The sequence below is a fragment of the Gilliamella sp. ESL0405 genome (assembly GCF_019469205.1).
In the GTDB taxonomy this organism is placed as follows: domain Bacteria; phylum Pseudomonadota; class Gammaproteobacteria; order Enterobacterales; family Orbaceae; genus Gilliamella.
The window spans coordinates 2,233,342-2,256,738 of the sequence record NZ_CP048265.1 but is presented as its reverse complement, the minus strand read 5'-3'; the positions used below and the strand labels follow the sequence as shown (position 1 = coordinate 2,256,738).

At 36.5% G+C, this 23,397-nt stretch carries 22 protein-coding genes; 17 read left to right on the top strand and 5 right to left on the bottom strand.

Annotated features, from left to right (window positions below):
• Nucleotides 1-5 precede the first annotated feature (5 nt).
• The 10 genes from GYM74_RS09835 (at nt 6) to ribD (ending at nt 11,314) form a co-directional block, all read left to right on the top strand.
• Nucleotides 6-977, top strand: coding sequence for a bile acid:sodium symporter family protein (locus GYM74_RS09835; protein ID WP_220218043.1), 972 nt, complete (start codon nt 6-8; stop codon nt 975-977).
• A 68-nt stretch (nt 978-1,045) separates the two neighbouring features.
• Nucleotides 1,046-2,560 (top strand): inorganic phosphate transporter PitA, encoded by a 1,515-nt coding sequence (gene pitA / locus GYM74_RS09830; RefSeq protein WP_220218042.1) that lies wholly within the window; start codon nt 1,046-1,048, stop codon nt 2,558-2,560.
• A gap of 66 nt (nt 2,561-2,626) precedes the next feature.
• Nucleotides 2,627-3,079 (top strand): universal stress protein UspA, encoded by a 453-nt coding sequence (uspA, locus tag GYM74_RS09825; RefSeq protein ID WP_220218041.1) that lies wholly within the window; start codon nt 2,627-2,629, stop codon nt 3,077-3,079.
• Between the two features lie 178 nt (nt 3,080-3,257).
• On the top strand, nt 3,258-4,010 hold the full coding sequence (locus tag GYM74_RS09820; protein ID WP_220218040.1) for an SDR family NAD(P)-dependent oxidoreductase: 753 nt from the start codon (nt 3,258-3,260) through the stop codon (nt 4,008-4,010).
• Nucleotides 4,011-4,156: 146 nt separating this feature from the next.
• On the top strand, nt 4,157-4,486 hold the full coding sequence (locus GYM74_RS09815) for a hypothetical protein (protein ID WP_220218039.1): 330 nt from the start codon (nt 4,157-4,159) through the stop codon (nt 4,484-4,486).
• Nucleotides 4,487-4,777: 291 nt separating this feature from the next.
• Nucleotides 4,778-7,234, top strand: a complete 2,457-nt coding sequence (gene thrA / locus GYM74_RS09810) for a bifunctional aspartate kinase/homoserine dehydrogenase I (RefSeq protein WP_220218038.1) — start codon at nt 4,778-4,780, stop codon at nt 7,232-7,234.
• Nucleotides 7,235-8,173 carry a homoserine kinase gene (gene thrB, locus GYM74_RS09805; protein ID WP_220218037.1) on the top strand — a complete coding sequence of 313 codons (939 nt, stop codon included), beginning with the start codon at nt 7,235-7,237 and terminating at the stop codon, nt 8,171-8,173.
• 112 nt (nt 8,174-8,285) lie between these two features.
• Nucleotides 8,286-9,575: a threonine synthase gene (thrC, locus tag GYM74_RS09800; protein WP_220218036.1), complete on the top strand. Its 1,290-nt coding sequence runs from the start codon at nt 8,286-8,288 to the stop codon at nt 9,573-9,575.
• Nucleotides 9,576-9,737: 162 nt separating this feature from the next.
• Nucleotides 9,738-10,190, top strand: a complete 453-nt coding sequence (gene nrdR / locus GYM74_RS09795) for a transcriptional regulator NrdR (protein ID WP_220218035.1) — start codon at nt 9,738-9,740, stop codon at nt 10,188-10,190.
• 17 nt (nt 10,191-10,207) lie between these two features.
• Nucleotides 10,208-11,314, top strand: a complete 1,107-nt coding sequence (gene ribD / locus GYM74_RS09790; RefSeq protein ID WP_220218034.1) for a bifunctional diaminohydroxyphosphoribosylaminopyrimidine deaminase/5-amino-6-(5-phosphoribosylamino)uracil reductase RibD — start codon at nt 10,208-10,210, stop codon at nt 11,312-11,314.
• A gap of 156 nt (nt 11,315-11,470) precedes the next feature.
• On the opposite strand, the gene GYM74_RS09785 is transcribed toward ribD, so the two are convergent.
• From GYM74_RS09785 to GYM74_RS09770, 4 genes are all read right to left on the bottom strand, one after another.
• Nucleotides 11,471-11,908 (bottom strand): PTS sugar transporter subunit IIA, encoded by a 438-nt coding sequence (locus GYM74_RS09785; protein WP_220218033.1) that lies wholly within the window; start codon nt 11,906-11,908, stop codon nt 11,471-11,473.
• 66 nt (nt 11,909-11,974) lie between these two features.
• Nucleotides 11,975-13,378 carry a PTS fructose transporter subunit IIC gene (locus GYM74_RS09780; RefSeq protein ID WP_220218032.1) on the bottom strand — a complete coding sequence of 468 codons (1,404 nt, stop codon included), beginning with the start codon at nt 13,376-13,378 and terminating at the stop codon, nt 11,975-11,977.
• Nucleotides 13,379-13,389: 11 nt separating this feature from the next.
• Nucleotides 13,390-14,313, bottom strand: coding sequence for a 1-phosphofructokinase family hexose kinase (locus GYM74_RS09775; RefSeq protein WP_220218031.1), 924 nt, complete (start codon nt 14,311-14,313; stop codon nt 13,390-13,392).
• 8 nt (nt 14,314-14,321) lie between these two features.
• Nucleotides 14,322-15,176: a tagatose bisphosphate family class II aldolase gene (locus tag GYM74_RS09770; RefSeq protein ID WP_220218030.1), complete on the bottom strand. Its 855-nt coding sequence runs from the start codon at nt 15,174-15,176 to the stop codon at nt 14,322-14,324.
• Nucleotides 15,177-15,508: 332 nt separating this feature from the next.
• Between GYM74_RS09770 and GYM74_RS09765 the strand changes: the two genes are divergently transcribed.
• Both GYM74_RS09765 and GYM74_RS09760 read left to right on the top strand, forming a co-directional pair.
• Nucleotides 15,509-16,333: a DeoR/GlpR family DNA-binding transcription regulator gene (locus tag GYM74_RS09765; protein WP_220218029.1), complete on the top strand. Its 825-nt coding sequence runs from the start codon at nt 15,509-15,511 to the stop codon at nt 16,331-16,333.
• 1 nt (nt 16,334) lies between these two features.
• A complete protein-coding gene (locus GYM74_RS09760) occupies nt 16,335-17,300 on the top strand; it encodes a sugar kinase (RefSeq protein ID WP_220218028.1) in 966 nt (321 codons plus the stop codon).
• A 240-nt stretch (nt 17,301-17,540) separates the two neighbouring features.
• On the opposite strand, the gene hemW is transcribed toward GYM74_RS09760, so the two are convergent.
• A complete protein-coding gene (hemW, locus tag GYM74_RS09755) occupies nt 17,541-18,674 on the bottom strand; it encodes a radical SAM family heme chaperone HemW (protein ID WP_220218027.1) in 1,134 nt (377 codons plus the stop codon).
• A 203-nt stretch (nt 18,675-18,877) separates the two neighbouring features.
• On the opposite strand from hemW, the gene GYM74_RS09750 reads away from it, so the two are divergent.
• The 5 genes from GYM74_RS09750 to mraZ all read left to right on the top strand — a co-directional run bounded on the left by GYM74_RS09750 (nt 18,878) and on the right by mraZ (nt 23,393).
• Nucleotides 18,878-19,750: a D-hexose-6-phosphate mutarotase gene (locus GYM74_RS09750; protein WP_220218026.1), complete on the top strand. Its 873-nt coding sequence runs from the start codon at nt 18,878-18,880 to the stop codon at nt 19,748-19,750.
• 186 nt (nt 19,751-19,936) lie between these two features.
• Nucleotides 19,937-20,221: a 50S ribosomal protein L25 gene (gene rplY / locus GYM74_RS09745; protein ID WP_220218025.1), complete on the top strand. Its 285-nt coding sequence runs from the start codon at nt 19,937-19,939 to the stop codon at nt 20,219-20,221.
• Nucleotides 20,222-20,403: 182 nt separating this feature from the next.
• The gene (zwf, locus tag GYM74_RS09740) at nt 20,404-21,864 is read left to right on the top strand and encodes a glucose-6-phosphate dehydrogenase (RefSeq protein ID WP_220218024.1); all 1,461 of its coding nucleotides are present in this window, start codon (nt 20,404-20,406) and stop codon (nt 21,862-21,864) included.
• Between the two features lie 12 nt (nt 21,865-21,876).
• A complete protein-coding gene (pgl, locus tag GYM74_RS09735; protein WP_220218023.1) occupies nt 21,877-22,575 on the top strand; it encodes a 6-phosphogluconolactonase in 699 nt (232 codons plus the stop codon).
• Between the two features lie 371 nt (nt 22,576-22,946).
• Entirely contained in the window at nt 22,947-23,393 is a 447-nt protein-coding gene (gene mraZ, locus GYM74_RS09730; protein ID WP_220218022.1) for a division/cell wall cluster transcriptional repressor MraZ, read from the top strand.
• Nucleotides 23,394-23,397 lie beyond the last annotated feature (4 nt).

Below are 23,397 nucleotides of genomic sequence, written 5' to 3'. Positions count from 1 at the left end.
AAGCCATGAACTTACTACAACGTTTTAAAATCGATCCGTTTCTATTAATTTTAATTTGTGTGGTGCTGACTGCCAGTGTATTTCCTTGTGAAGGGCAAACTAAAGTTGTTTTTGAATACCTAACAACGTTTGCTATTGGCTTATTATTTTTTATGCATGGCGCTAAGTTATCATTTCAGGCCATCGTTGTCGGGATTAAAAATTGGCGACTGCATCTATTCATCTTTGCTACGACTTTTATTCTTTTCCCTATTTTAGGCGTACTAATGCAATTTTTAGTCCCTACTTTCTTACCTTATGAACTCTATCTTGGATTTGTCTATCTTTGTGTTTTACCCGCCACTGTTCAATCAGCAATCGCCTTTACATCCATAGCCAAAGGTAATGTTGCGGCTGCAATTTGTAGTGCATCAGCATCTACTTTATTAGGGGTATTTATAACGCCTGTATTAGTGGGTTTACTTATGCATACTCAAGCGGCAGGATCAATGAATTTGCTTGATGCTATCTCATCAATTATGCTCAAACTGATGTTACCATTTGTACTCGGTCATATCTCACGGCGATTTATTGGTAAATGGGTCGATAAATATAAAACAGTGATTGCTAAAACAGATCGCTTATCCATTTTGTTAGTTGTTTATGTTGCCTTTAGTGATGCGGTTGCTAACGGGATTTGGTCTAAAATTAGTTTGCTATCACTTATAGAGATTATCTTTTATTCTATCGTCTTATTAACCATTGTATTGTTGGCGACCACTTATGGGTCGCGACTATTAGGTTTTAATAAAGAAGATGAGATTACCATTGTGTTTTGTGGTTCGAAAAAAAGCCTTGCTAGTGGCATTCCAATGGCAAGTGTTATCTTCCCAATGTCGATAATGGGCATTATGATTTTGCCTTTAATGATTTTTCATCAAGTACAACTCATGATCTGTGCTGTACTGGCTGCACGTTATGCAAAGCGAAAAATGTAAAAATTGTTTTGCTCATTGCTTGATTCTCAAGGATAATAGCTGGGCTATTAACAACAGAAAGATATATTATGTTTCATCTATTTGCTGATTTAGAATTTACAACCATTGTATTATTAGTTTTGGCACTATTTTTTGTTCTTTTTTATGAGGCAATTAATGGTTTCCATGACACAGCTAATGCTGTGGCAACAGTAATATATACAAGGGCATTGAAAGAACAACTTGCCGTTTTTATGGCAGGTATGTTTAACTTTTTTGGCGTATTGCTCGGCGGGCTGAGTGTCGCTTATGCTATTGTTCACCTTTTACCGACAGATCTTTTACTAAATGTAAGCTCAGCGCACGGGCTTGCGATGGTATTTTCCATCTTATTTGCCGCAATCATTTGGAATTTAGGCACTTGGTATGTAGGTATTCCTGCATCAAGTTCACATACCTTAATTGGATCGATTATCGGTGTGGCACTGGCTAATGCCTTTATTACAGATACATCGATCATTGATGCACTTAATATACCTAAAATGATTTCAATCTTTTTATCATTGATTATTTCCCCTGTTGTTGGGCTTGTGATTGCCGGGTTGATGATCTTTTTACTAAGAAAATATTGGACTCGCAAAGGTCAAAGTAAAAAGAGCCGCAAAAAAAGAGAACGTATTTTCATGACGCCTGAACAGCGTGAAAAGCTTTATGGTAAAAAGAAACCGCCATTTTGGATCCGTATTATGCTAATTATTTCGGCGGCGGGAGTGAGTTTTTCTCATGGCGCTAATGACGGACAAAAAGGGATTGGTTTATTAATGCTGGTATTAATGGGTATTGCGCCGGCCGGCTTTATTGTTAATATGCAGGCTTCTACTTATGACATTACCAATACTCGTAATGCTATCCATAATATTGAAGAGTATTTTGTCACGCATAACCAAGAGCTTAATTCAGTGATTGGTTCACAAACTGCTGTTGATACAACTATTCCTGAAACTGATTTAAATAAATATCATTGCGATTATTCTCGCTCTTTTACCACCTTAGGTATTGCTAATAACTTATTTAATAAACTCAATGATTATGAAACGCTAACAGTAGACCAACGTTCACAAACCAGACGCATTTTACTATGTTTATCTGATACGGTATCACATGTGGCTAAACAACCTAATGTGTCTTCACAAGATAAGCAATACTTAAAATCATTAAACAATGATTTACTTAAAACTGTTGAATATGCGCCAATTTGGATCATTATTGCCGTTGCATCAGCGCTAGCTGTTGGTACCATGATTGGTTGGCGACGTGTTGCTATTACTATAGGTGAGAAAATTGGTAAAAAAGGCATGACTTATGCACAAGGCGTCTCAGCACAAATTACCACTGCTTTATCAATTGGGATTGCAAGTTATACCGGTATGCCGGTTTCGACAACTCAAGTGCTTTCATCATCAGTAGCCGGTACTATGATTGTTGACGGCGGCGGTGTACAAAGTAAGACAATAAAAAATATTGCGCTGACATGGGTTTTAACACTTCCAATATCAATTTTGTTATCTGGGTCACTTTTTTGGCTTGCTCAAAAATTGATTTAGTAGTAAAAATAGAGTACTGATTATCAATTTAACTAGGAAGTTAAAAATAGGAAGGAGTAAAGTATCATGGCTTATAAACATATATTAGTCGCAGTTGATTTATCACCAGAAAGTGAAGTGCTTGTCGAAAAAGCAGTTTCTATGGCCCGACCATATAATGCTCAAATCTCATTGATTCACGTTGGTATTAATTATTCAGATCTTTACACCGGTTTAGTTGATATCAATATGAATGATATGAAAGATCGTATTACTGAAGATGCGCACATTGCCTTAAATAAATTGGCTGATGAAGCAGGTTATCCAATTGCACATACCCTCTCCGGAAATGGTGAATTTGGTCAAGTATTAATTGAAGCTATCCACGAATATGGGGTTGATTTAGTTGTTTGTGGTCATCACCAAGATTTTTGGAGCAAATTAATGTCTTCTGCTCGCCAACTCATCAATAATACTCACATCGACACATTAATCGTGCCGTTAAAAGATGATGAGCCAGCGCAAGAGCCAGCAAAATGAAATGTTAAACATCAACCCGCTTTATAAGCGGGTTTTTTTATTAAAAAGATAATATTTTTGTCAAGAACTTTCAGAAATACTATACGTTTGAGTATAATTTAAAGAATAATTTTCTAGTTAACCTGTAAAGTATTCTAAAAAATACTCAGATAATTCTTAATATACAAGGAGATTGAGTATGAATATCGCTTTAGTTACCGGTGCATCTTCAGGGTTTGGTCAAGCAATCTGTCGTAAGCTTATTGCTGACGGTTATAAAGTTGTCGGTGCTGCTCGGCGTATAGATAAATTGCAAAAGCTGGCAACAGAGTTAGGTACCAATTTTTTTGGATTATCTTTAGATGTCACAAAGAAAGATTCGGTTGAGACAATATTATTACAATTGCCTAAAGAGTTTCAGCCAGTTGATATCTTGATTAATAATGCTGGACTAGCTTTGGGATTAGAAACAGCTGATCAAGCTAATTATGATGATTGGGAAACCATGATTGAAACCAATATTATTGGTTTAGTTCATTTAACCCATCAAATTTTACCGGGTATGGTTGAGCGTAATTTTGGTTATATCATTAATCTTGGATCGGTAGCCGGAACATACGCTTATAAAGGCGGTAATGTTTACGGCGCTACCAAAGCATTTGTTAAACAATTTAGTGCAAATTTACGTACTGACCTTTTGGGAAAAAAAGTCAGAGTGACAAATATTGAGCCGGGGTTATGTGGTGGCACTGAGTTTTCTAATGTCCGTTTCCATGGTAACAATGAACAAGCCGCAGCTGTCTATGAAGGTGTTGATTACATCACGCCGGAAGATATTGCCAATACGGTGTCATGGTTGGTTAACACACCTGCTCATTTTAATGTTAATTCCATTGAAATTATGCCTGTTGCACAAGCATCGGCAGGGTTAGCGGTGAGTAAATCACTGTAATAGTCAAACCAGCATTGGCATTTAGATTATGGATCTCGATGCTGTTAAATCGTAAAAAAATGGATTTTGTCAACAAAATAGACTTGCACTTATGCTAATGGATTGATATTCTTTCTTCTTGTAATTTTGATTGAGGTTTATGGGTAATGACATTTACTGAAGTAACAAATACATTTGCGACAAGTTTGCCAGGTACAGACAGTTATGTAAAACTGCGTAAAGCTATGCGAACTTTAATTCAAGAAGATCCAAAAAATGCATCGGTCTATTTTTTGATCTTTGGCTTTGCTCGCACTTATGTCATGTTATATGAAGATCAGGAAGTTTCGCCACAGTTTGCCGAAGATAATCAAAAATTGATGTTATCGTATCTCAATATTCTTGATGAAGCATTAAAGAAACAAGATGCTCAAAGTATCTACCAAGCTTTAAACAAGGTAGTCAATGAGTATGAAAACAGCAAAAAAGTTTTTTAATTAATACAGCCTGACATGAAAATGTCGGGCTGTTTTGTTTTAAGTTTAATATAGAATTTTATTCAAGGAAAAATAATGAACATTATCATGACCATTATTAGCATGATTGGCACCACAGGCACTATTATTAAATATAGGGCGGGTTGATTTTTCCTTAAAAATATTGAAAAACCCGCCAAAAAAGGCGGGTTTTTTACTTTATATACAAAATAGGTTCAAAATCTTAAAAGTTACAAACTAATATTTTGAATAAGAACTGGCATAAATTAGGATAATAAGTAAAGGTGTGATATGAAAGTTTTAAAATTTGGAGGTACATCTGTCGCTAACGCAGAACGTTTTTTGCGTGTTGCAGAGATTATTGAAAATAATGCAAAGCAAGAGCAGACAGCAACTGTTTTATCGGCACCCGCTAAAATTACCAATCATTTGGTTGCAATGGTCGAAAAAACGGTCGCAGGGCAGGATGTTGAAACTAACATTTATGATGCAGAGAAAATTTTTGCCGATCTATTAGAAGGTATCTCAAAAGCAGTACCTAATTTTGCCTATGACGAAATGAAACGGTTTGCACTCAATGAGCTTAATAATCTCAAACAGTTGCTAGAAGGGATTGGGCTATTAGGTCAGTGCCCTGACAGTATTAATGCTTCAATCATTTGTCGTGGTGAAAAACTTTCCATTGCTATTATGCAACAGTTATTAATAGCAAAAGGTCATGCCGTAACGGTCATCAATCCGGTTACAATGTTAATTGCTCAAGGCGATTACCTTGAATCGACTGTCGATATTGTTGAGTCATCACATCGAATTAGTGAAATGCATATTCCACCTGAAAATATTATCTTAATGGCTGGTTTTACAGCGGGTAATGACAAAGGTGAATTAGTCGTGCTTGGTCGTAATGGTTCAGACTATTCAGCATCCGTGTTGGCTGCATGTTTACGGGCAAGCTGCTGCGAAATTTGGACAGATGTTGATGGCGTTTACACTTGTGATCCTCGCATTGTGCCTGATGCTAAATTATTAAAAACAATGTCTTATCAAGAAGCAATGGAGCTTTCTTATTTTGGTGCTAAGGTGCTTCATCCAAGAACAATCTTACCGATAGCTCAGTTCCAAATTCCTTGTTTAATTAAAAATACCAACAATCCTGATGCACCCGGTACATTAATTGGGGCAAATGTTGTTGATTCAACAACACCGGTAAAAGGTATAACTAATCTCAACAATATGGCAATGATTAATGTATCCGGACCAGGATTAAAAGGTATGGTTGGCATGTCAGCCCGTGTTTTTTCAGCCATGTCCTATGCGGGTATTTCTGTTGTACTTATTACCCAATCATCATCCGAATATAGCATCAGTTTTTGCATTCCACAAACTGAGCTATATCGAGCGGAAGAAGCATTAAGTGATGAATTTTATTTAGAGCTTAAAGACGGTTTACTTGAGCCAATTGAGGTGATTGATAAACTAGCTATCATCTCCGTCGTGGGTGACGGAATGCGCACGTTGCGTGGTCTGTCGGCTAATTTCTTTACCGCATTAGCTCGAGCAAACATTAATATCGTTGCTATAGCGCAGGGGTCTTCTGAGCGTTCTATTTCAGTTGTTGTCGATAATGATGTGGCGGTAATGGGCGTTCGGGTCACTCATCAAATGTTATTTGGCACCGATAAAATGTTAGATGTTTTTGTGGTGGGTGTTGGTGGTGTTGGCGGTGCCTTAGTTGATCAAATTGGTCGCCAACAACAATGGCTCAAAAACAAACAGGTCGATCTGCGTGTCTGTGGTTTATTCAACTCTAAACATAGCGTACTTAATCGTGATGGTATTGATTTGACCAATTGGCGTGAGCAGATAAAACAGAGTCAAATACCTTATACATTAGACAGTATTATAGAGTTTGCGAAAAATAATCGATTACTAAATCCTATTTTAGTTGATTGTACTTCCAGTAATGAAGTTTCCGATAAGTATGCTGATTTTTTAGCAAACGGTTTTCATGTTGTCACCCCTAATAAAAAAGCCAATACCAGCTCCATGGCTTACTATTTACGCTTACGTCAAGAAGCGGCAAAAAGTAAGCGTAAGTTCCAATATGATACCAATGTAGGTGCTGGTTTACCGGTTATTGAAAATCTACAAAATTTACTTAACGCTGGTGATGAATTGATTAAGTTCTCAGGTATCTTATCTGGGTCATTATCGTTTATTTTCGGTAAGCTTGACGAAGGGATGTCATTGTCTGAAGCTACCAAATTAGCTAAGGAAAAAGGTTTTACAGAGCCTGATCCACGTGATGATTTATCGGGCACCGATGTGGCAAGAAAATTGTTAATTCTAGCGCGAGAAGCAGGATTACAGTTAGAACTTGATCAAATCAATGTCGAATCTGTTTTACCTGCAGAGTATGCGCAAGGTAGCATTGATGAATTTATGGCAAAATTACCTCAGCTCGATGCTCAGTTTAAAGCAAAATCTGAGCAGGCAGCCAAAGAGGGAAAAGTATTACGTTATGTAGGCAGTATTGATGGTAATCAATGTAGCGTTAAGATTGAAGCGGTGGATAGTGAAGATCCTCTTTATAAAGTCAAAAATGGCGAAAATGCATTGGCATTTTATACAAGATATTATCAACCAATTCCACTGGTTTTACGTGGCTATGGTGCTGGCAATGATGTTACCGCAGCAGGTGTTTTTGCGGATATTTTACGTACAACATCAGGTAAAATTGGAGGATAAATGAGCCATAAATCTATAACTGTCTACGCACCTGCATCAATGGCTAATATTAGTGTTGGTTTTGATATTTTAGGTGCTGCCATTAATCCGATTAGTGGAGCAATGCTTGGGGATTGTATAACGGTTGAATCGGCTAATGAATTTAATTTGATTAGCAAAGGGCAATTTGTAAAAAAACTGCCTCGTGATCCTAAATACAATATTGTTTATCAATGTTGGCAGCGTTTTTGTAAAGCAATGGGGAAAACGTTGCCGGTGAGCATCACACTTGAAAAAAATATGCCAATTGGTTCTGGATTGGGGTCGAGTGCTTGTTCTGTTGTCGGGGCATTTGTTGCTTTAAATACGTTTTTCGATAAACCTTTTAATGAGTTTGAAATGCTTTCAATGATGGGGGAACTTGAAGGACGGATATCCGGTAGTGTGCATTATGATAATGTTGCGCCTTGTTACTTAGGTGGCATGCAATTTATCCTTGATGAAATGGGCATCATTAGCCAAACCATTCCACATTTTGAAAATTGGTATTGGGTAATGGCTTATCCCGGCATTAAAGTATCGACAGCAGAAGCACGAGCCATATTACCTGCTCAGTATCAAAAAGCAGATTGTGTTGCGCATGGTCGTTATGTCGGTGGTTTTTTACATGCCTGTTATACTCAGCAACCAAAATTGGCCGCCGCGATGTTAGTGGATAACATTGCCGAGCCTTACCGTAAACAATTATTACCAAACTTTGATGAAACACAAAAACGGGTGAAACAACTTGGTGCACTTGCTTCGGGTATTTCCGGCTCAGGACCAACCATGTTTGTCATTACGGATAATCTTGATACAGCTGAGCAAGTAGAATCATTACTGAAAAGTGACTATTTGCAAAATGATGAAGGTTTTACACATATTTGTAAAATCGATACGCAAGGTGCAAGAGTTATTTAAGCTTGATTAAGAAAACAAAATATTAGTGAAATTAAAAGATTCCAATGGTTTTTGGTGAAGTTGAAATCCCAAACAACCCACAATTAAAGTATAAAGATAATCGGAACATATTATGAAATTGTATAACTTAAAAGATCACAGTCAGCAAGTTAGTTTTGCCCAAGCGGTTGAGCAAGGGCTAGGAAAAAATCAAGGTCTATTTTTCCCTGAGCAATTACCTAAATTCTCAGCTAATGAAATTGAGTCTCTGTTAAAACTTGATTTTGTTACTCGAAGTGCCAAAATTTTATCTGCTTTTATTGGCGATGAAATTAGTCATGAAGATATGCAACGATTAGTCAAAAATGCCTTTGAGTTTCCTGCACCAGTCAAATCAGTTGAAGAAGATATCGGAACGTTGGAACTCTACCATGGTCCTACCTTAGCATTTAAAGATTTTGGTGGGCGTTTTATGGCGCAAGCCTTAGTTCAAGTAGCTGCCGATAAAAAAATCACTATTTTAACCGCCACTTCTGGCGATACCGGTGCGGCAGTTGCCCATGCATTTTATCATTTACCAAATATTCGGGTCGTTATTTTATACCCTGAAGGCAAAATCAGCCCACTTCAAGAGAAACTATTTTGTACCCTCGGTGATAATATTCATACAATCGCAATTCAAAGCGATTTTGATGCTTGCCAGTCATTAGTTAAACAAGCGTTCGATGATGAAGCATTAAAATCAGCTATAGGGTTAAACTCAGCTAACTCTATCAATATCAGTCGATTATTAGCGCAAATTTGTTATTATTTTGAAGCGTATGCTCAGTTAACAACAAAACAGCGTGAGCAGTTAGTTATTTCGGTGCCAAGTGGTAATTTTGGCGACTTAACCGCAGGCTTATTGGCGAAAACCATGGGATTACCAGTTAAACGTTTTATTGCTGCCACCAATGCTAATGATACTGTTCCACGCTATTTAGACACGGGTAAATGGGAACCTCATGCTACTGTGGCAACTTTGTCTAACGCTATGGATGTGAGCCAACCAAACAATTGGCCTCGGATTGAAGAAATCTACAAAAGAGAAAACTGGGTGTTAAAATCATTAGGACACGCTGCCGTTTCCGATGAGGTTTCCAAACAAAGTGTCCGTGAATTAGCCCAAAAAGGTTATCTCTCTGAGCCACATGGCGCCATTGCTTATCGTGTACTTCGTGACCAGCTGCAAGAAGGTGAATATGGTTTATTTTTAGGTACAGCGCACCCGGCTAAATTTAAAGAGGTTGTGGAAGAGATTTTGGGGAAATCAATACCACTACCGAAAGAACTTGCTGAGCGTGCTGATATGCCATTACTTTCGCATTATATGTCCGATGATTTTACCAAATTACGCGATTTTCTAATTAAGTTAGATTGGTAGATTACTCTGAGATCGCCGCTAATTTAGCGGCGTTTTTTTATTATCACCATTCAAACAAAAGTTGAATAAACTAATGTGATGTGCATTAGATAACTGAAATCTTGTTTAAATCTATATTTTCAGCTATTGTAATGCCAATTATGTCATTATAAGGATATTATTATGTACTGTCCGTTTTGTAATGCAGATGATACCAAGGTGATTGATTCACGCCTGGTCGGTGAAGGATTTCAGGTGCGTCGTCGTCGGCAATGTGTGGTATGTAATGAACGTTTTACCACATTTGAAGTAGCTGAATTAATTATGCCGAATGTCATCAAAAGCAATAAAGTTCGTGAGCCATTTGATGAAGATAAATTACGTAATGGTATCAAACGAGCATTGGAAAAACGCCCGGTAAGTTTTGATGCAATTGAAGATGCAATAACCCGTATAAAATCAAAACTGCGTGCAACTGGCGAACGTGAAATTCCAGCTAAATTGATCGGTGATTATGTGATTGAAGAGCTAAAAAGTCTTGATAAAGTGGCTTATATCCGTTTTGCTTCTGTCTACTTTAGCTTTGATGATATTGAACAATTTAGTAATGAAATTGCCAAGTTACAACAGAAATAAACTGCAATATGACACTTATGAGCGATAAAGATCAGCATTACATGCAACAAGCTATCGAACTTGCTAAGCTCGGGCGCTTTACAACGACACCTAATCCAAATGTCGGTTGCGTTATCGTTAAACACGATCAGATTATTGGTAAAGGCTACCACTTTAAAGCAGGGCAGCCACACGCCGAAGTGTATGCGCTAAAAATGGCGGGCAAAGCGGCGCAAGGTGCAACTGTTTATGTCACGTTAGAACCCTGTAGCCATTATGGACGAACTCCACCATGTGCTGATGCTCTTATTAAAGCTGGAGTGGCTCGTGTTGTTATTGCGATGCAAGATCCTAATCCAACCGTTGCCGGTCAAGGCATAAAACGGTTGGTTGATGCGGGAATTTTGGTAACATTAGGTGTTTTGACCGAACAAGCCGAAGCGCTTAATAAAGGCTTTTTAAAACGCATGCGAACAGGTCGACCTTATGTACAACTTAAACTTGCCGCATCTTTAGACGGTAAGATCGCAATGGCTTCCGGTGAAAGTCAATGGATAACATCGATAGCTGCAAGGCAAGATGTTCAGCAATTTAGAGCGCAAGCAAGTTGTATTTTAAGCACCCGTGCAACAGTGCAAGCCGATAATGCTAGCCTCACTATACGCTATGCCGATTTGCCTAACGATATTAAACAGATCTATCTACCGGAAAACATCAGACAACCCGTTCGCGTTATTATTGATAGTCAAAACCAACTAACTGGCGATGAAAATATTTTTCAGCAGCCAGGTGAGACATGGGTTGCCCGCAAACAAGATATTGCCATTAATCAACCAAATACTCAGTTAATCATTGAATCATCAAACCATAATCATATTGATTTAACCCAATTATTCAAGCAATTGGCTGACAATCAAATTAATTCCGTTTGGGTTGAAGCGGGGGCTCATTTAGCTGGAGCTTTAATAGAGCAAGATTTAGTTGATGAACTTATTATCTATTATGCACCGAAACTATTGGGTCATCATGCACAAGATATGTGTATATTACCTAATTTACACCAGTTATCTATGGCGCCAAATTTCCAATTTGAATCAGTGGCAATGATTGGTGAAGATTTGCGTGTTATGTTGAAAAGAAAATAACGATCTTCTTTAAGAGAGTTAACAAATAACCTAGTATAGATTGGCATTTTTAAGCTTAATATTTTCTTTAACGGTTACTAAATAATATAAGCGATTTGAAATGTGACGAAAAAATCCCATGAGTATGAATAATTACGCTCATGGGATTATTGGCTATTAGTTGCCTTGAATAATCGCTAATAAATCTTCGGGTGTTTTAACCTGTTTGATTCTTTCAAGCGTATCTTCAGCAATCACAGCTCGGGTTAATTGACGTAATATATCTAAATGCTCATTCGCTTTAGCGGCAATACCAATCACAACGTATGCAGTATTATTGTCCTCATCCCAATTGATACCTTGCGGAAAGTAGATAACTTTCAATCCTGTTTTTAGCACACTATCACGCTTTTCTGTTGTCCCATGAGGGATAGCAATACCATTTCCTAAAAAAGTTGAGATTTGTGAATCACGGTCAAGCATTGCTTGAGTATAATCTTGCGCCACGAATCCGGCTTGAATCATATTGTTAGACACCAATTCAATTGCTTGTTGTTTGCTGTATGCACCTTCAATAATGGCGATATCCTCGGGGGTTAGTTTTAAATTACTCATATTTCCTTCCTTGTTTGAGTCGATATACCGATAAAATCGGCATATCGAATTGATTACCTAGCGAATTTATTCATTGCTCTTTCTTTTTTCATGAATACGTAATAAGCCTAATAAAATTGCGCCGACTAATGCACCAACAAAAATACAGCCTACCCATAATAGTGGTTTATTGACCAGTGGTAAGACTAAAAAACCTCCATGCGGAGCCGGCACTTGAATTTGACAGATAAAAGTTAATACCGATGCAATAGCTGAAGATAACATCATAATAGGGATAACTCGTAACGGGTCTTTAGCGGCAAATGGAATTGCACCTTCAGTAATGTGAGTCGATCCTAAAACGTAATTGACAATACCGGCTGCTCTTTCTTCTTCGTTAAAGGCTTTAGCACGAAATATTGTGGTTGAAAATGCAATAACAAATGGTGGGGCAATACAAGCAGCTGAAACGCCTGCCATAAAATAAAAATTACCTTCACCAAGTAACATTGTACCCGTGACATAGGCCGCTTTATTTACTGGTCCACCAAAGTCGAATGAACACATCGCACCAATTACAACACCTAACAAAATAGGGTTTGCAGATTGTAATGATTCAAGGAAAGATTTCATGGCATTATTAATACTGGCAATCGGTTCACCGAGTAAAAACATACCGCTACCAATCACAAATACACCAATAAGTGGCATTATAAAAATAGATTTTAAGCCTTCAAATGAACGAGGTAGGCCGTCTAATAATTTTTTGACAGCTAGCATTAAATAACCTGCTGCGAAGCCGGCAATAATTCCACCTAAGAATCCCGCTCCAGTGATATTGGCAATTAAACCACCAACAAAACCGGCAACCATTCCCGGTCTACCACTAATTGAATAAGCTAAGAAACCGGTAAAAATAGGCACCATAATACCAAATGCTTGCCCACCGATTTTCATTAGTAATGCGGCAAATTCATTATATTGTTCATTTTCTGGGTTAGCGGAATAGATACCCCATAAAAAAGATATTGCAATCAGCACACCACCTGCGACAACAAATGGCAGCATGTTTGATACGCCACTCATTAAATGTTTATAAATCTGGCGACCAATAGACTCTTTTACTTCGCTTTGATTGGCAGAATTAGATTGTTTGATACTTGCTTTATCTGCATTACGTATTGATACATTGCCTGAGGAAATTTGTTCAATTAATGCTGCTGCTTTGTGAATGCCGTCTTTAACGGGTACTTCAATTACGGGTAATCCATTAAAACGATCCGCATTGACATCTTTATCTGCGGCAATAATAACACCAATTGCGTCGGCAATATCAGCATCGGTAATAAGATTATCGATACCGCCAGCACCGTTTGTTTCGACTTTAATCTCAACCCCGGCTTTTTGCGCCGCTGATTTGAGTGCTTCTTCTGCCATATAGGTATGTGCAATACCGGTAGGGCAACCTGTTACGGCTAATATTTTTTTCATCGTCATCTCCCTTACTTGATTTGGGTAACTTCCAATTTATCCATATAAGTACTGATTTTATCTAATAGGCCTAATCCGTCGGATTCTGCAACATTAGCACCTGTTGCAGAGGCCTTTTTCATTGCTGTGGCAATGTTGTTTTGATCTGGCAGCCATTCGCTTAGAAATGCCGCAAGTGATGAGTCGCCTGCGCAGGCCGAACTGACCAGCTTTATGGCTACAGAATTACAAAACCAAATGTGTTCTCCATTTGAAAAATAAAGTCCTTTGTCTCCCATAGTTAATAAGATATTTTGCGCACCTTTCGCGTGAACAGACTCTAATGCCGAAACAACTTGTTGTGTTGTTTTACATTCAAAACCAAATATATCTTTTAATTCATCATCATTAGGTTTGATTAGTAGCGGTTGATAGCTCAGCAAGTTACTGAGTATTGGATGGCTAATATCTAAAATGACCTGAATATTTTTGTTTTTGCATTTAGCTAAAATTGTTTGGTAGTACTCTGGTTCAACATTATTTGGCAAACTCCCGCTTATGACTAAATAACTACCTGCTGTTAATGATTCAATCAAGGCTAACATTTCAGCTTTTTTATCATCCGGAACAAACGGTCCTTTACCCACTAATTTGTATTCATTTTGTCCGTCATTGATAAACACATTGATGCGAGTAATATCATCAATGAAACAAGGAATTGTTTGAATTTGCATTTTAGTTAGTTCATCAACAATGTATTTACCGGAAAATCCACCAAAGAAACCCAATGCGCAAGTTGGCTTGTTAAATTTATGTAATACAATTGAAACATTGACGGCTTTACCATTCGGACTGTATTGCGTGAGTGAAGTGCGGTTGACACAATTTGGATTGAGTCCGTCACAACGTATATTCATATCAATTGCAGTATTGAGGGTTAATGTGTAAATTAGCATATCGACCTCTATAATTTGCCAGCACATCCACAGGTAGTAATGATTTTTTTGACAATTTCTTTCATCGCCAATTTTGCCGGTTTCATATAATGGCGTGGGTCGTTAGCATCGGGATTTTCAATGAGATAACTTTTTAACGCATCAGCAAAAGCAATTTTTAGTTCGGTGGCAACATTGACTTTACAAATCCCTCGCTTGATACATTCACGTACATCTTTATCCGGCACACCCGATGCACCATGTAAAACAAGAGGTATATCAACTATTGAACGAATTTCAGATAAACGATCAAAGTCAAGCTTAGGATCTGACTTATAAAGCCCATGTGCTGTACCGATTGCGATAGCTAAAGAGTCAATTCCTGTTTTCTCAATAAATTCAACTGCCTGTTGTGGATTGGTATATAATGCATCTTTTGCATCAACCACTAGATCATCTTCAATACCACCAAGGCGACCTAATTCGGCTTCAACGCTAACATCGTAACGATGAGCATATTCAACAACTTGTTTGACAATATTAATATTTTCTTCAAATGGGAAATGGGATCCATCTATCATAACTGAGCGAACACCAGCATCAATTTTGTTGATAATATCTTGGTAACTTTCATGGTGGTCTAAATGGAGGGCTAACGGGACGTTATGTTTTTTGGAAAGTTCGTAGGCTATTGCGATGATATTTTCTGTCCCGGCATAGCTATAAGTTCCTGGTGTTCCCGCTAATATAACCGGCGATTGCAGTTCAGCGACTGTTTCGACCACAACTTGCATGGTTTCCAGATTGTGGATATTAAAAGCGGGGACTGCGTAGTTTTCCTTTTGGGCTTTTTTTAACATGTTATTGCTTGAAATAATAGACATTCGGCTACTCCTTAACTTTTTGTCAATACTATTTAAATTTTAATACACTCTTTCAAATCGAAAGTTATTTGGTCTAATTATTATTGCAAAATGAAGGTTATGCCAGCAGAATTAGAGTGATATAGATCACAAAATTGCACTTTTTATTGTCTAAAAAAAAGATTGATTACAAAATATCGAAAAAAAATTTACTTTCCTTTAACAAAAGTCAGCGCTCAAATATTAATATAAAAATAATATAATTTAGTAATTAAAGGTCTAGATTGTTTGTTATTGACCGCATGTATGTTAAATTTATTCGTACTATTTACCAATTACATAGGAAGTGAGAATTGGCTAGAGCATCTTCTACTCTATTAAAACGTCGATTGGATATCGCAGAAATTGTTCGAAAACAAGGTGAAGTTAAAGTCGACGAATTATCAGATCAGCTTCAAGTTTCGAATGTTACTATTAGACAAGATCTTACATATTTAGAACAGCAAGGATATTTAAAGCGCTCTTTTGGTGGTGCTATCTATATTTCTCCTAGCAAAATAACTAATAACTCAACTCTCCTAACGTCAAATTACCCTTCAGGTATTGAAGGTGGTGATATTGATTTAGTTAAAACTTGTTTAAATTATATCAATGATGGCGATACTATTTTTTTAAGTCATGGCGATTTAATTCGCAAACTTATCCCTTTTTTACATAGCAAAAAATCACTAAGAATCATTATGAATGATATTAATAATGCGCAATTGGTGAAAGAGTTCTCAGATGCAGAAGTGATTTTAATTGGCGGTGTATTACATGATGATATTGTGATTAAAAGTTATAATCAATTAGCGATTATATGTGAGCAATATCCTGTCACGCATTTTATTCTTGAGTTAGCGGCAATCAGTGTAAATAATCAATTAATTATTGAAAACATTGAACAAAAAGAAATTTATAAACGATTATTAAAACATGCTAATCATACAATTGGCATATTATCGCAAAGAGGTATTTCAGAAGATAATAATAGTATTGGAAAATTGAAACAAATGGATGTTGCAATCTTATCAAAACCAGCAGTGACAGAATATCATCAACAATTGTTAAAATCTAATTTTAAACAATATGCTATGAATAAATATTGCGTCAAGTATCATAATTTACCAGGAGCATAATATGAGTTTTAAAATTTGCACAATCGGAGAGCTACTTGTTGAATTTCTAGCTAAAAAACAACATCAGCGCTTTGATCAAACTGGTGAGTTTATTGGGCCTTTTCCAAGTGGAGCACCAGCAATTTTTGCCGATCAGGTGGCTAAATTAGGATTTCCTGTTGTATTTTTTAGTTGTGTCGGTAAGGACAGCTTTGGCCAGATGTGTATTAATCGGCTAAAAAAAGATGGTGTGAATATTGAAGGTATCACATCCCACAGCCGGGCTAATACTGGCAGCGCATTTGTAACTTATCAAGACTATAATGAGCGTGATTTCATATTCAATATACCTAATAGTGCTTGTGGCTTATTATCCTTTGATCATATCGATGAGGGTTTACTCAAAGATTGTAACCATTTACATGTTATGGGTTCATCGCTTTACTCATTTCGAGCGATTGATGCAATGCGCAAGGCTCTCGATAGAATCAAAAGAAAAGGTGGGACGATCTCATTTGATCCTAATTTACGCAAAGAGATGTTTAACATTCAAGAAATGGAACAATCTTTCGATTACATTTTGGAATATACCGATATATTTTTGCCTAGTGAAAATGAAGTCAGCTATTTTACTCATAATAATGAAAGCGAAGAGCAGACGATGAGAGCTTTACTCGAACGTGGTGTTAAGCATATCGTTGTAAAAAGCGGCGCTAAGGGCGCAAATTACTATGGCTTAGATGAAAATAGTAATTTAAAAAAACTTCATGTTGATGGTTTTCCTATAGATTCAATTGATCCAACTGGGGCAGGAGACTGCTTTTGTGCGACATTTGTTAGTTTGATGTTGGCAGGATTTTCGGTTGAAATGGCTTTACAATATGCTAATGCAAGTGGCGCTTTAGCGGTATCGAAAAAAGGACCAATGGAAGGCACTACAACATTGTTAGAGATCGAAGCATTCTTATCTAAATATCAAACCTGCTAAAATAGTTGTTTTCCTTATTTAAAAATTTTAGCGAAAAAAAATCCCAATAACAGAGTTATTGGGAAAACATAAGGAATAGGAAAACAATGAATTTATGCATTGTCGGATACTATTATGCACCCTTTTCCTCTAAAAGTATGTAAAGAGATACATATGATTGATTAAAAAGTAAGCGATTATTATGTAAAATTATAGTAAAGATTGGTTTTTGGCTTAATTAAAAAAACTTTTCAAGTGAATTTATAAAAAAAGCTCTAATAGCGAATTAAGAAATAACTTCCCATGATCGGTAATTTGCCAATGCTGGTTATCTTCAATAATATAATTTTTATCAATAGCTTGCGTTATTTGTTGATCTATAGTCTGTAAAGGTAAAAAAGTTCGTTGTTCAAATTCATGTTTCGGGGTCGGTTCAAATAGCCTGAAGCGATTCATAAAAAACTCAAATGGTAAATCGGCTTGTTCAACGGTATTTAGCTTATCTAAATAACGACCTTCAAGATAGCCTTTAGGGTGTTTGGTCTTCACTGTTCGAATTATTTTACCGTCAGATTGCGTTATTTTTCCATGTGCACCACATCCAATACCTATATAGTCACCAAATCGCCAATAATTAAGATTATGCTGACATTGATAATTCGTTTTTGCATAAGCAGATGTTTCGTATTGTTGGTAACCATTTTCCGTTAAAAGTTGATGACCTGCTTGATAGATCGCCCAAAGCATATCATCATCAGGTAAAACCGGAGGTTTAGATCCAAACAGTGTATTAGGTTCAATCGTTAACTGGTACCAAGACAAATGCGGTGGGGCAATATCAATTGCCTGTTTTAAATCATATAAAGCATCATCTAATGTTTGATTTGGTAAACCATGCATTAAATCTAAATTGAAGCTACGTAAATTTAAATTGTGTGCTAGTTTCCCGGCATCAATGGCTTCTTGTTGATTATGGATACGTCCTAACTTTAACAATTTATCTGCTTGAAAACTTTGTACACCAATTGAGATGCGATTTATCCCCGCTTGTTGGTATCCATTAAATCGTTCAACATCAACCGAATTTGGGTTTGCTTCTATAGTGATTTCGGCATCACTATCTATAGGAATAACTTTATTAATGTTCGCTAATAATTTATCGATCAGTTCGGCAGAAAAGAGGCTTGGTGTACCGCCACCAATAAAAATAGAATGAATAGATCGATTCTGACAAAGTGATACATCCTGTTTTAAATCGTTAATTAAATGATCAATGTAATTTTCATAGTCTGGGGTAGCTTTCAATGTATGAGAATTGAAATCACAATAAGGACATTTTTGTACACACCATGGCATATGTATATACAAACTTAAAGGGATTTTATACTCAAACATATACCTTTCCTGAAATCTTTTGACATGTTATTCAAATAGCCGCCTATATTACTCTAATTTACTAAAAAAAGCTGTTTTACATTTATTCCGTCTTTATAATGTGCCTAAAAAGCGTAAAATCAATGCCAGTTTTTAAATTTATTTTTTCAAGTTAACTTGCATAGTTAGCCAAAAAAGTTAGTAAAAATTATTCAGGAGTAGGTATGAGTATTATTAAGCAAATTTTAGAGAGTCATTCAGCAGAAAAATCATTAAGTCCGTCGGTTAATCAAATCACATTTGGTGAACTACCGGTATTAGTTATTACTCACAAAACTTGCCGTGCGGCTGTTGCCTTACAAGGCGCACATCTATTATTTTGGCAACCTTCAACCCAATCTTCCCCGGTTATCTGGTTGAGCCAAAAAACACATTTTAAAAAGCAAAAAGCTATCCGAGGCGGTGTGCCGATTTGTTGGCCTTGGTTTGGTCAACTAGGTGATCCTGCTCATGGTTTTGCTCGAATAGTTGATTGGCAACTTGATTCGTGTCATGAGGATGATAATGGCGTTGATTTAGTGTTATCGCTAACTAACAATCAGCAAACCGAACCATTTTTTACTAAACCTTTCCATGTTTGGCTAAATATTCATGTTGGACACACTTGTCATGTAACACTAAGTTGTCAAGGTGATTTTGATGCAACAAGCGCATTACATACCTATTGTGGTATTAATGATATTCATGATGTTGTGGTTGAAGGTTTAGGTGAAAACTATCAAGAACGTTTATCGGTTGAAAATAAACCAACAACGGCGGGTCAATTAACTTTCAATCAAGAAGTTGATCGTATTTATACTCACCCTAGTGACAAAATAACTATTGCGGATGGTAAAAGAACCATTGAATTGACCAATATCGGAGCCAGTGATGTGGTGACATGGAATCCATGGATCGATAAAGCCAAAGCTATGGCTGATTTTGCTGATGAAGAGTATCAATCAATGGTTTGTGTTGAAACCAGTTGTATCAACAAACCGTTAAAATTATCGCCAAACGCTAAAACAGCCTATGGTTTTAAGATTGAATTGATTTAACTGTTTTACCATTGCTTTTTAACGCAATCAAAGGTTAGCTTTATCTTGTTATGAGCTGATTATTTGATTGCGTTTATCAACATAACACTTTATAATCGCTAGCGCTTTTAAAGCACCAAATTGATAGCCAACTACTGGGTCGCCTGTAATTGGTTTTTTTATTTAAAATTATTAAGAGATTCAAACATGTTTAAATTTAAAGCAGAAGTAAGAAAAGAGCATGGTAAGGGTGCGAGCCGCCGCCTGCGTCACGCTGGTCAATTTCCAGCCATTGTTTATGGTGGAACTGAGCCTGCGATTTCTGTTGTGTTAGATCACAACCAAATTTTCAATATGCAAGAAAAACCAGAATTCTATTCTGAAGTACTTACTATTGAAGTTGACGGTAAAGAAATCAAAGTTAAAGTACAAGCAGTTCAACGCCACGCATTTAAACCAAAATTAGTTCATATGGACTTTGTGCGCGTTTAATCAACCGTTTGTTGGAATTTATCCAATATAGCTTCAAGTAAAGGTCACCTAAATGGTGACCTTTTGTTTTAGTGTAAAATAGGGCAAATACCTATTATTATGATTTATACTATTAACAGGGTGTATACTGGTAACAAAAAATAATAGAATAAGTCAATCAATACCATTTTTAGGAGAACACCATGTCTGATATCCCAGCCTGCGATTTAGTTATTTTCGGTGCAAAAGGGGATTTGACGAGGCGTAAACTTTTACCGTCTCTATACCAATTAGAAAAATGTGGAAAACTGCCAAAGCAGACCAAAATTTTAGGCGTAGGGCGAGCTGAGTGGGATCAAGCTGCTTACACTGAAGTAGCAAAAGATGCATTAACGACATTTATGTCAGAACCATTAGATGAAACAGTTTGGCGTCGTTTTAGTCAACGACTCAATTTTCATAAATTAGATGTAAATGACACCTCAGGTTTTCAAGCATTAAAAACTAAACTGGATCAGAATCATCCGGCTATCTTCTATTTTGCTATGCATCCAAATGCATTTGGCACCATTTGTCATGGTTTGGCTGAAGCTGGATTAAATCAATCCAAAAATCGCATAGTAATGGAAAAACCATTAGGGTTTGATTTACAATCTTCTCGTGAGATTAATGATTCTGTGGCAAAATTTTTCAGTGAATCACAAGTTTATCGTATTGACCATTATCTGGGTAAAGAATCGGTTTTAAATTTACTCGCATTACGTTTTGCTAACCCGATTTTTGCCTCTTTTTGGGATCGTAACTCAATTGATCATGTAGAAATAACCGTTGCTGAGCAAGTTGGTATTGAAGGTCGTTGGGGATATTTCGATAAAGCAGGTCAAATGCGGGATATGGTGCAAAACCATTTATTACAAATTTTAACTATGATTGCTATGTCGCCACCAGCTAATCTTGCCGATGATAGTTTACGCAATGAAAAAATAGCGGTATTAAATGCATTAAGGCCGATCAATAAAAGCAATCTTCATGAAAAAGTTGTACGTGGGCAATATACTGCAGGCTTTGTAAATGGTATTAATGTTCCGGGCTATTTAGAAGAAGACGGAGCAAATAAAGAAAGCCATACTGAAACATTTGTTGCTATTCGTGTTGATATTGATAATTGGCGTTGGGCTGGTGTACCATTCTATTTGCGAACCGGAAAACGATTGCCAAGCAAATGCTCAGAAGTTGTCGTTTACTTTAAGCCATTACCACTTAACTTATTTAGTGAATCTTATTCTAAGCTTCCACAAAATAAATTAACGATTCGGTTGCAACCAGATGAAGGCATGGATATTGAAATTTTAAATAAAGTGCCTGGTTTAGATAGTACTCATAATCTTCAAACAACTAAACTGGATTTAAGTTTTAGTGAGACTTTCCATCAACCTAGTGCGGATGCTTACGAGCGTTTATTACTGGAAGTAATGCGAGGGCGACAAGCTCTATTTGTACATCGTGATGAAGTAGAAGCTGCATGGAAATGGGTTGACTCAATCATTAAGGCGTGGAATGCTGATAACGAATCACCTAAAACCTATCAGGCTGGCACATGGGGCCCAGTTGCTTCAGTAGCTTTGGTTACTAAAGATGGTTATTCATGGCATGAATTTGAATAAAGGAACATAACTATGTTTACATTAAATAAATATGATAATAGCCAATTACTTAATAAAGACCTTATTTCACATATTGTCAATGCGTTAAAACAAGCGATTGCTGAAAAGGGGCATGCTTCTCTAGCTGTTTCTGGCGGAAAAACACCTATTCCTTTATTTACTATGCTCAGTGAGCAAGATTTAGAATGGAATCGTATTTTTATTACTTTGGTGGATGATAGATGGGTAGATGATACTGATGATGCCAGTAATGAAAAATTAGTGATGACTTATCTGTTGCAAAATAAAGCAAAACTGGCTAATTTTGTCGGCTTAAAAAACAGTTGCGATAACCCATTTGATGGTGCTCAATTGACTGAAAAAGAGTTAACTAAAGTGCCAATGCCTTTAGATGTAGTCATTCTAGGTATGGGAGAAGACGGGCATACGGCATCACTATTCCCTGGAGCGGCTAACTTAATGGCTGGATTGGATATGAACTCTGGCCGAAAAGTTATTGGCATGACTCCATTAACTGCACCTCTTGATCGCATTACCTTAACTTTACCAACCATTTTAGATAGTAAAAATATCTATTTACATTTAGTTGGTGAAAGTAAATTAGATGTACTTGAACGGGCAGAAAAAGGTGATGATATTGATGAGATGCCGATACGTGCAGTGATAAAACAAAATATAGTCAATGTTATTGGATTTTGGGCTGCTTCATAAATTAGTCAGATTAGCCGACAAAAGTCGGCTAACTAAATTAAATCCTCCTATCTCGATTGAACATTAAATCTAATCCAACTCTTTCTCATTAAGAAAATGTGATTTTTTATCTTGAATAAAATAGCCATTCGATATTTAGTAATATTTTGATTTTAAATAATTAATTTATAATTTATGTTTGAATTTTCTTAAATAAACATCAATCATGATCTTTATAAATAAAACGGCTGAAATTAATTGATTAAATACCTATTATTTTTGTTACTTTTGTGGTAAAAAGTGGGGTTAAGTGGTAAAAATATAAAAAATATTTAACTGTTTGATTTTAAATCATTTTAAAAATAATAAAATTAATAACAAATGGTGCTTTCATGTTTAGTGGTGCAATTTCGGTCAATTTAGATAGCAAAGGGCGAATGGCTATTCCCACTCGTTATCGTGAATTTTTGTCCGAAGGTATGGTATGTACCATTGGCTTATACCACCCATGTTTAACACTTTACTCACTTTCAGAATGGCAACAAATAGAGAAACAATTATCAACTTTATCCTCTGTTGTTGAAGCTGAACGGCGAATTAAAAGGTTATTACTCGGTTATGCAACAGAGTGCCCAATGGACAGTGCCGGAAGAATATTGTTGCCACCAACTCTACGCACCTATGCAAAATTAGAAAAACATACAATGTTTGTTGGCCAATCTAACAAATTTGAAATTTGGGATGAAGCGATTTGGTATCAACAAATTAGTGATGATATCGCTGCGATATCAGCAGATGTTGAAAACTTATCCGATAATTTAAAAAATTTAACAATTTAAAAGA

What these genes read in the sequence shown, in the direction of transcription:
- GYM74_RS09835 (WP_220218043.1), top strand. Translation starts at nt 6, where the DNA reads ATGAACTTACTACAACGTTTTAAAATCGATCCGTTTCTATTAATTTTA.
- pitA (WP_220218042.1), top strand. Translation starts at nt 1,046, where the DNA reads ATGTTTCATCTATTTGCTGATTTAGAATTTACAACCATTGTATTATTA.
- uspA (WP_220218041.1), top strand. Translation starts at nt 2,627, where the DNA reads ATGGCTTATAAACATATATTAGTCGCAGTTGATTTATCACCAGAAAGT.
- GYM74_RS09820 (WP_220218040.1), top strand. Translation starts at nt 3,258, where the DNA reads ATGAATATCGCTTTAGTTACCGGTGCATCTTCAGGGTTTGGTCAAGCA.
- GYM74_RS09815 (WP_220218039.1), top strand. Translation starts at nt 4,157, where the DNA reads ATGACATTTACTGAAGTAACAAATACATTTGCGACAAGTTTGCCAGGT.
- thrA (WP_220218038.1), top strand. Translation starts at nt 4,778, where the DNA reads ATGAAAGTTTTAAAATTTGGAGGTACATCTGTCGCTAACGCAGAACGT.
- thrB (WP_220218037.1), top strand. Translation starts at nt 7,235, where the DNA reads ATGAGCCATAAATCTATAACTGTCTACGCACCTGCATCAATGGCTAAT.
- thrC (WP_220218036.1), top strand. Translation starts at nt 8,286, where the DNA reads ATGAAATTGTATAACTTAAAAGATCACAGTCAGCAAGTTAGTTTTGCC.
- nrdR (WP_220218035.1), top strand. Translation starts at nt 9,738, where the DNA reads ATGTACTGTCCGTTTTGTAATGCAGATGATACCAAGGTGATTGATTCA.
- ribD (WP_220218034.1), top strand. Translation starts at nt 10,208, where the DNA reads ATGAGCGATAAAGATCAGCATTACATGCAACAAGCTATCGAACTTGCT.
- GYM74_RS09785 (WP_220218033.1), bottom strand. Translation starts at nt 11,908, where the DNA reads ATGAGTAATTTAAAACTAACCCCCGAGGATATCGCCATTATTGAAGGT.
- GYM74_RS09780 (WP_220218032.1), bottom strand. Translation starts at nt 13,378, where the DNA reads ATGAAAAAAATATTAGCCGTAACAGGTTGCCCTACCGGTATTGCACAT.
- GYM74_RS09775 (WP_220218031.1), bottom strand. Translation starts at nt 14,313, where the DNA reads ATGCTAATTTACACATTAACCCTCAATACTGCAATTGATATGAATATA.
- GYM74_RS09770 (WP_220218030.1), bottom strand. Translation starts at nt 15,176, where the DNA reads ATGTCTATTATTTCAAGCAATAACATGTTAAAAAAAGCCCAAAAGGAA.
- GYM74_RS09760 (WP_220218028.1), top strand. Translation starts at nt 16,335, where the DNA reads ATGAGTTTTAAAATTTGCACAATCGGAGAGCTACTTGTTGAATTTCTA.
- hemW (WP_220218027.1), bottom strand. Translation starts at nt 18,674, where the DNA reads ATGTTTGAGTATAAAATCCCTTTAAGTTTGTATATACATATGCCATGG.
- GYM74_RS09750 (WP_220218026.1), top strand. Translation starts at nt 18,878, where the DNA reads ATGAGTATTATTAAGCAAATTTTAGAGAGTCATTCAGCAGAAAAATCA.
- rplY (WP_220218025.1), top strand. Translation starts at nt 19,937, where the DNA reads ATGTTTAAATTTAAAGCAGAAGTAAGAAAAGAGCATGGTAAGGGTGCG.
- zwf (WP_220218024.1), top strand. Translation starts at nt 20,404, where the DNA reads ATGTCTGATATCCCAGCCTGCGATTTAGTTATTTTCGGTGCAAAAGGG.
- pgl (WP_220218023.1), top strand. Translation starts at nt 21,877, where the DNA reads ATGTTTACATTAAATAAATATGATAATAGCCAATTACTTAATAAAGAC.
- mraZ (WP_220218022.1), top strand. Translation starts at nt 22,947, where the DNA reads ATGTTTAGTGGTGCAATTTCGGTCAATTTAGATAGCAAAGGGCGAATG.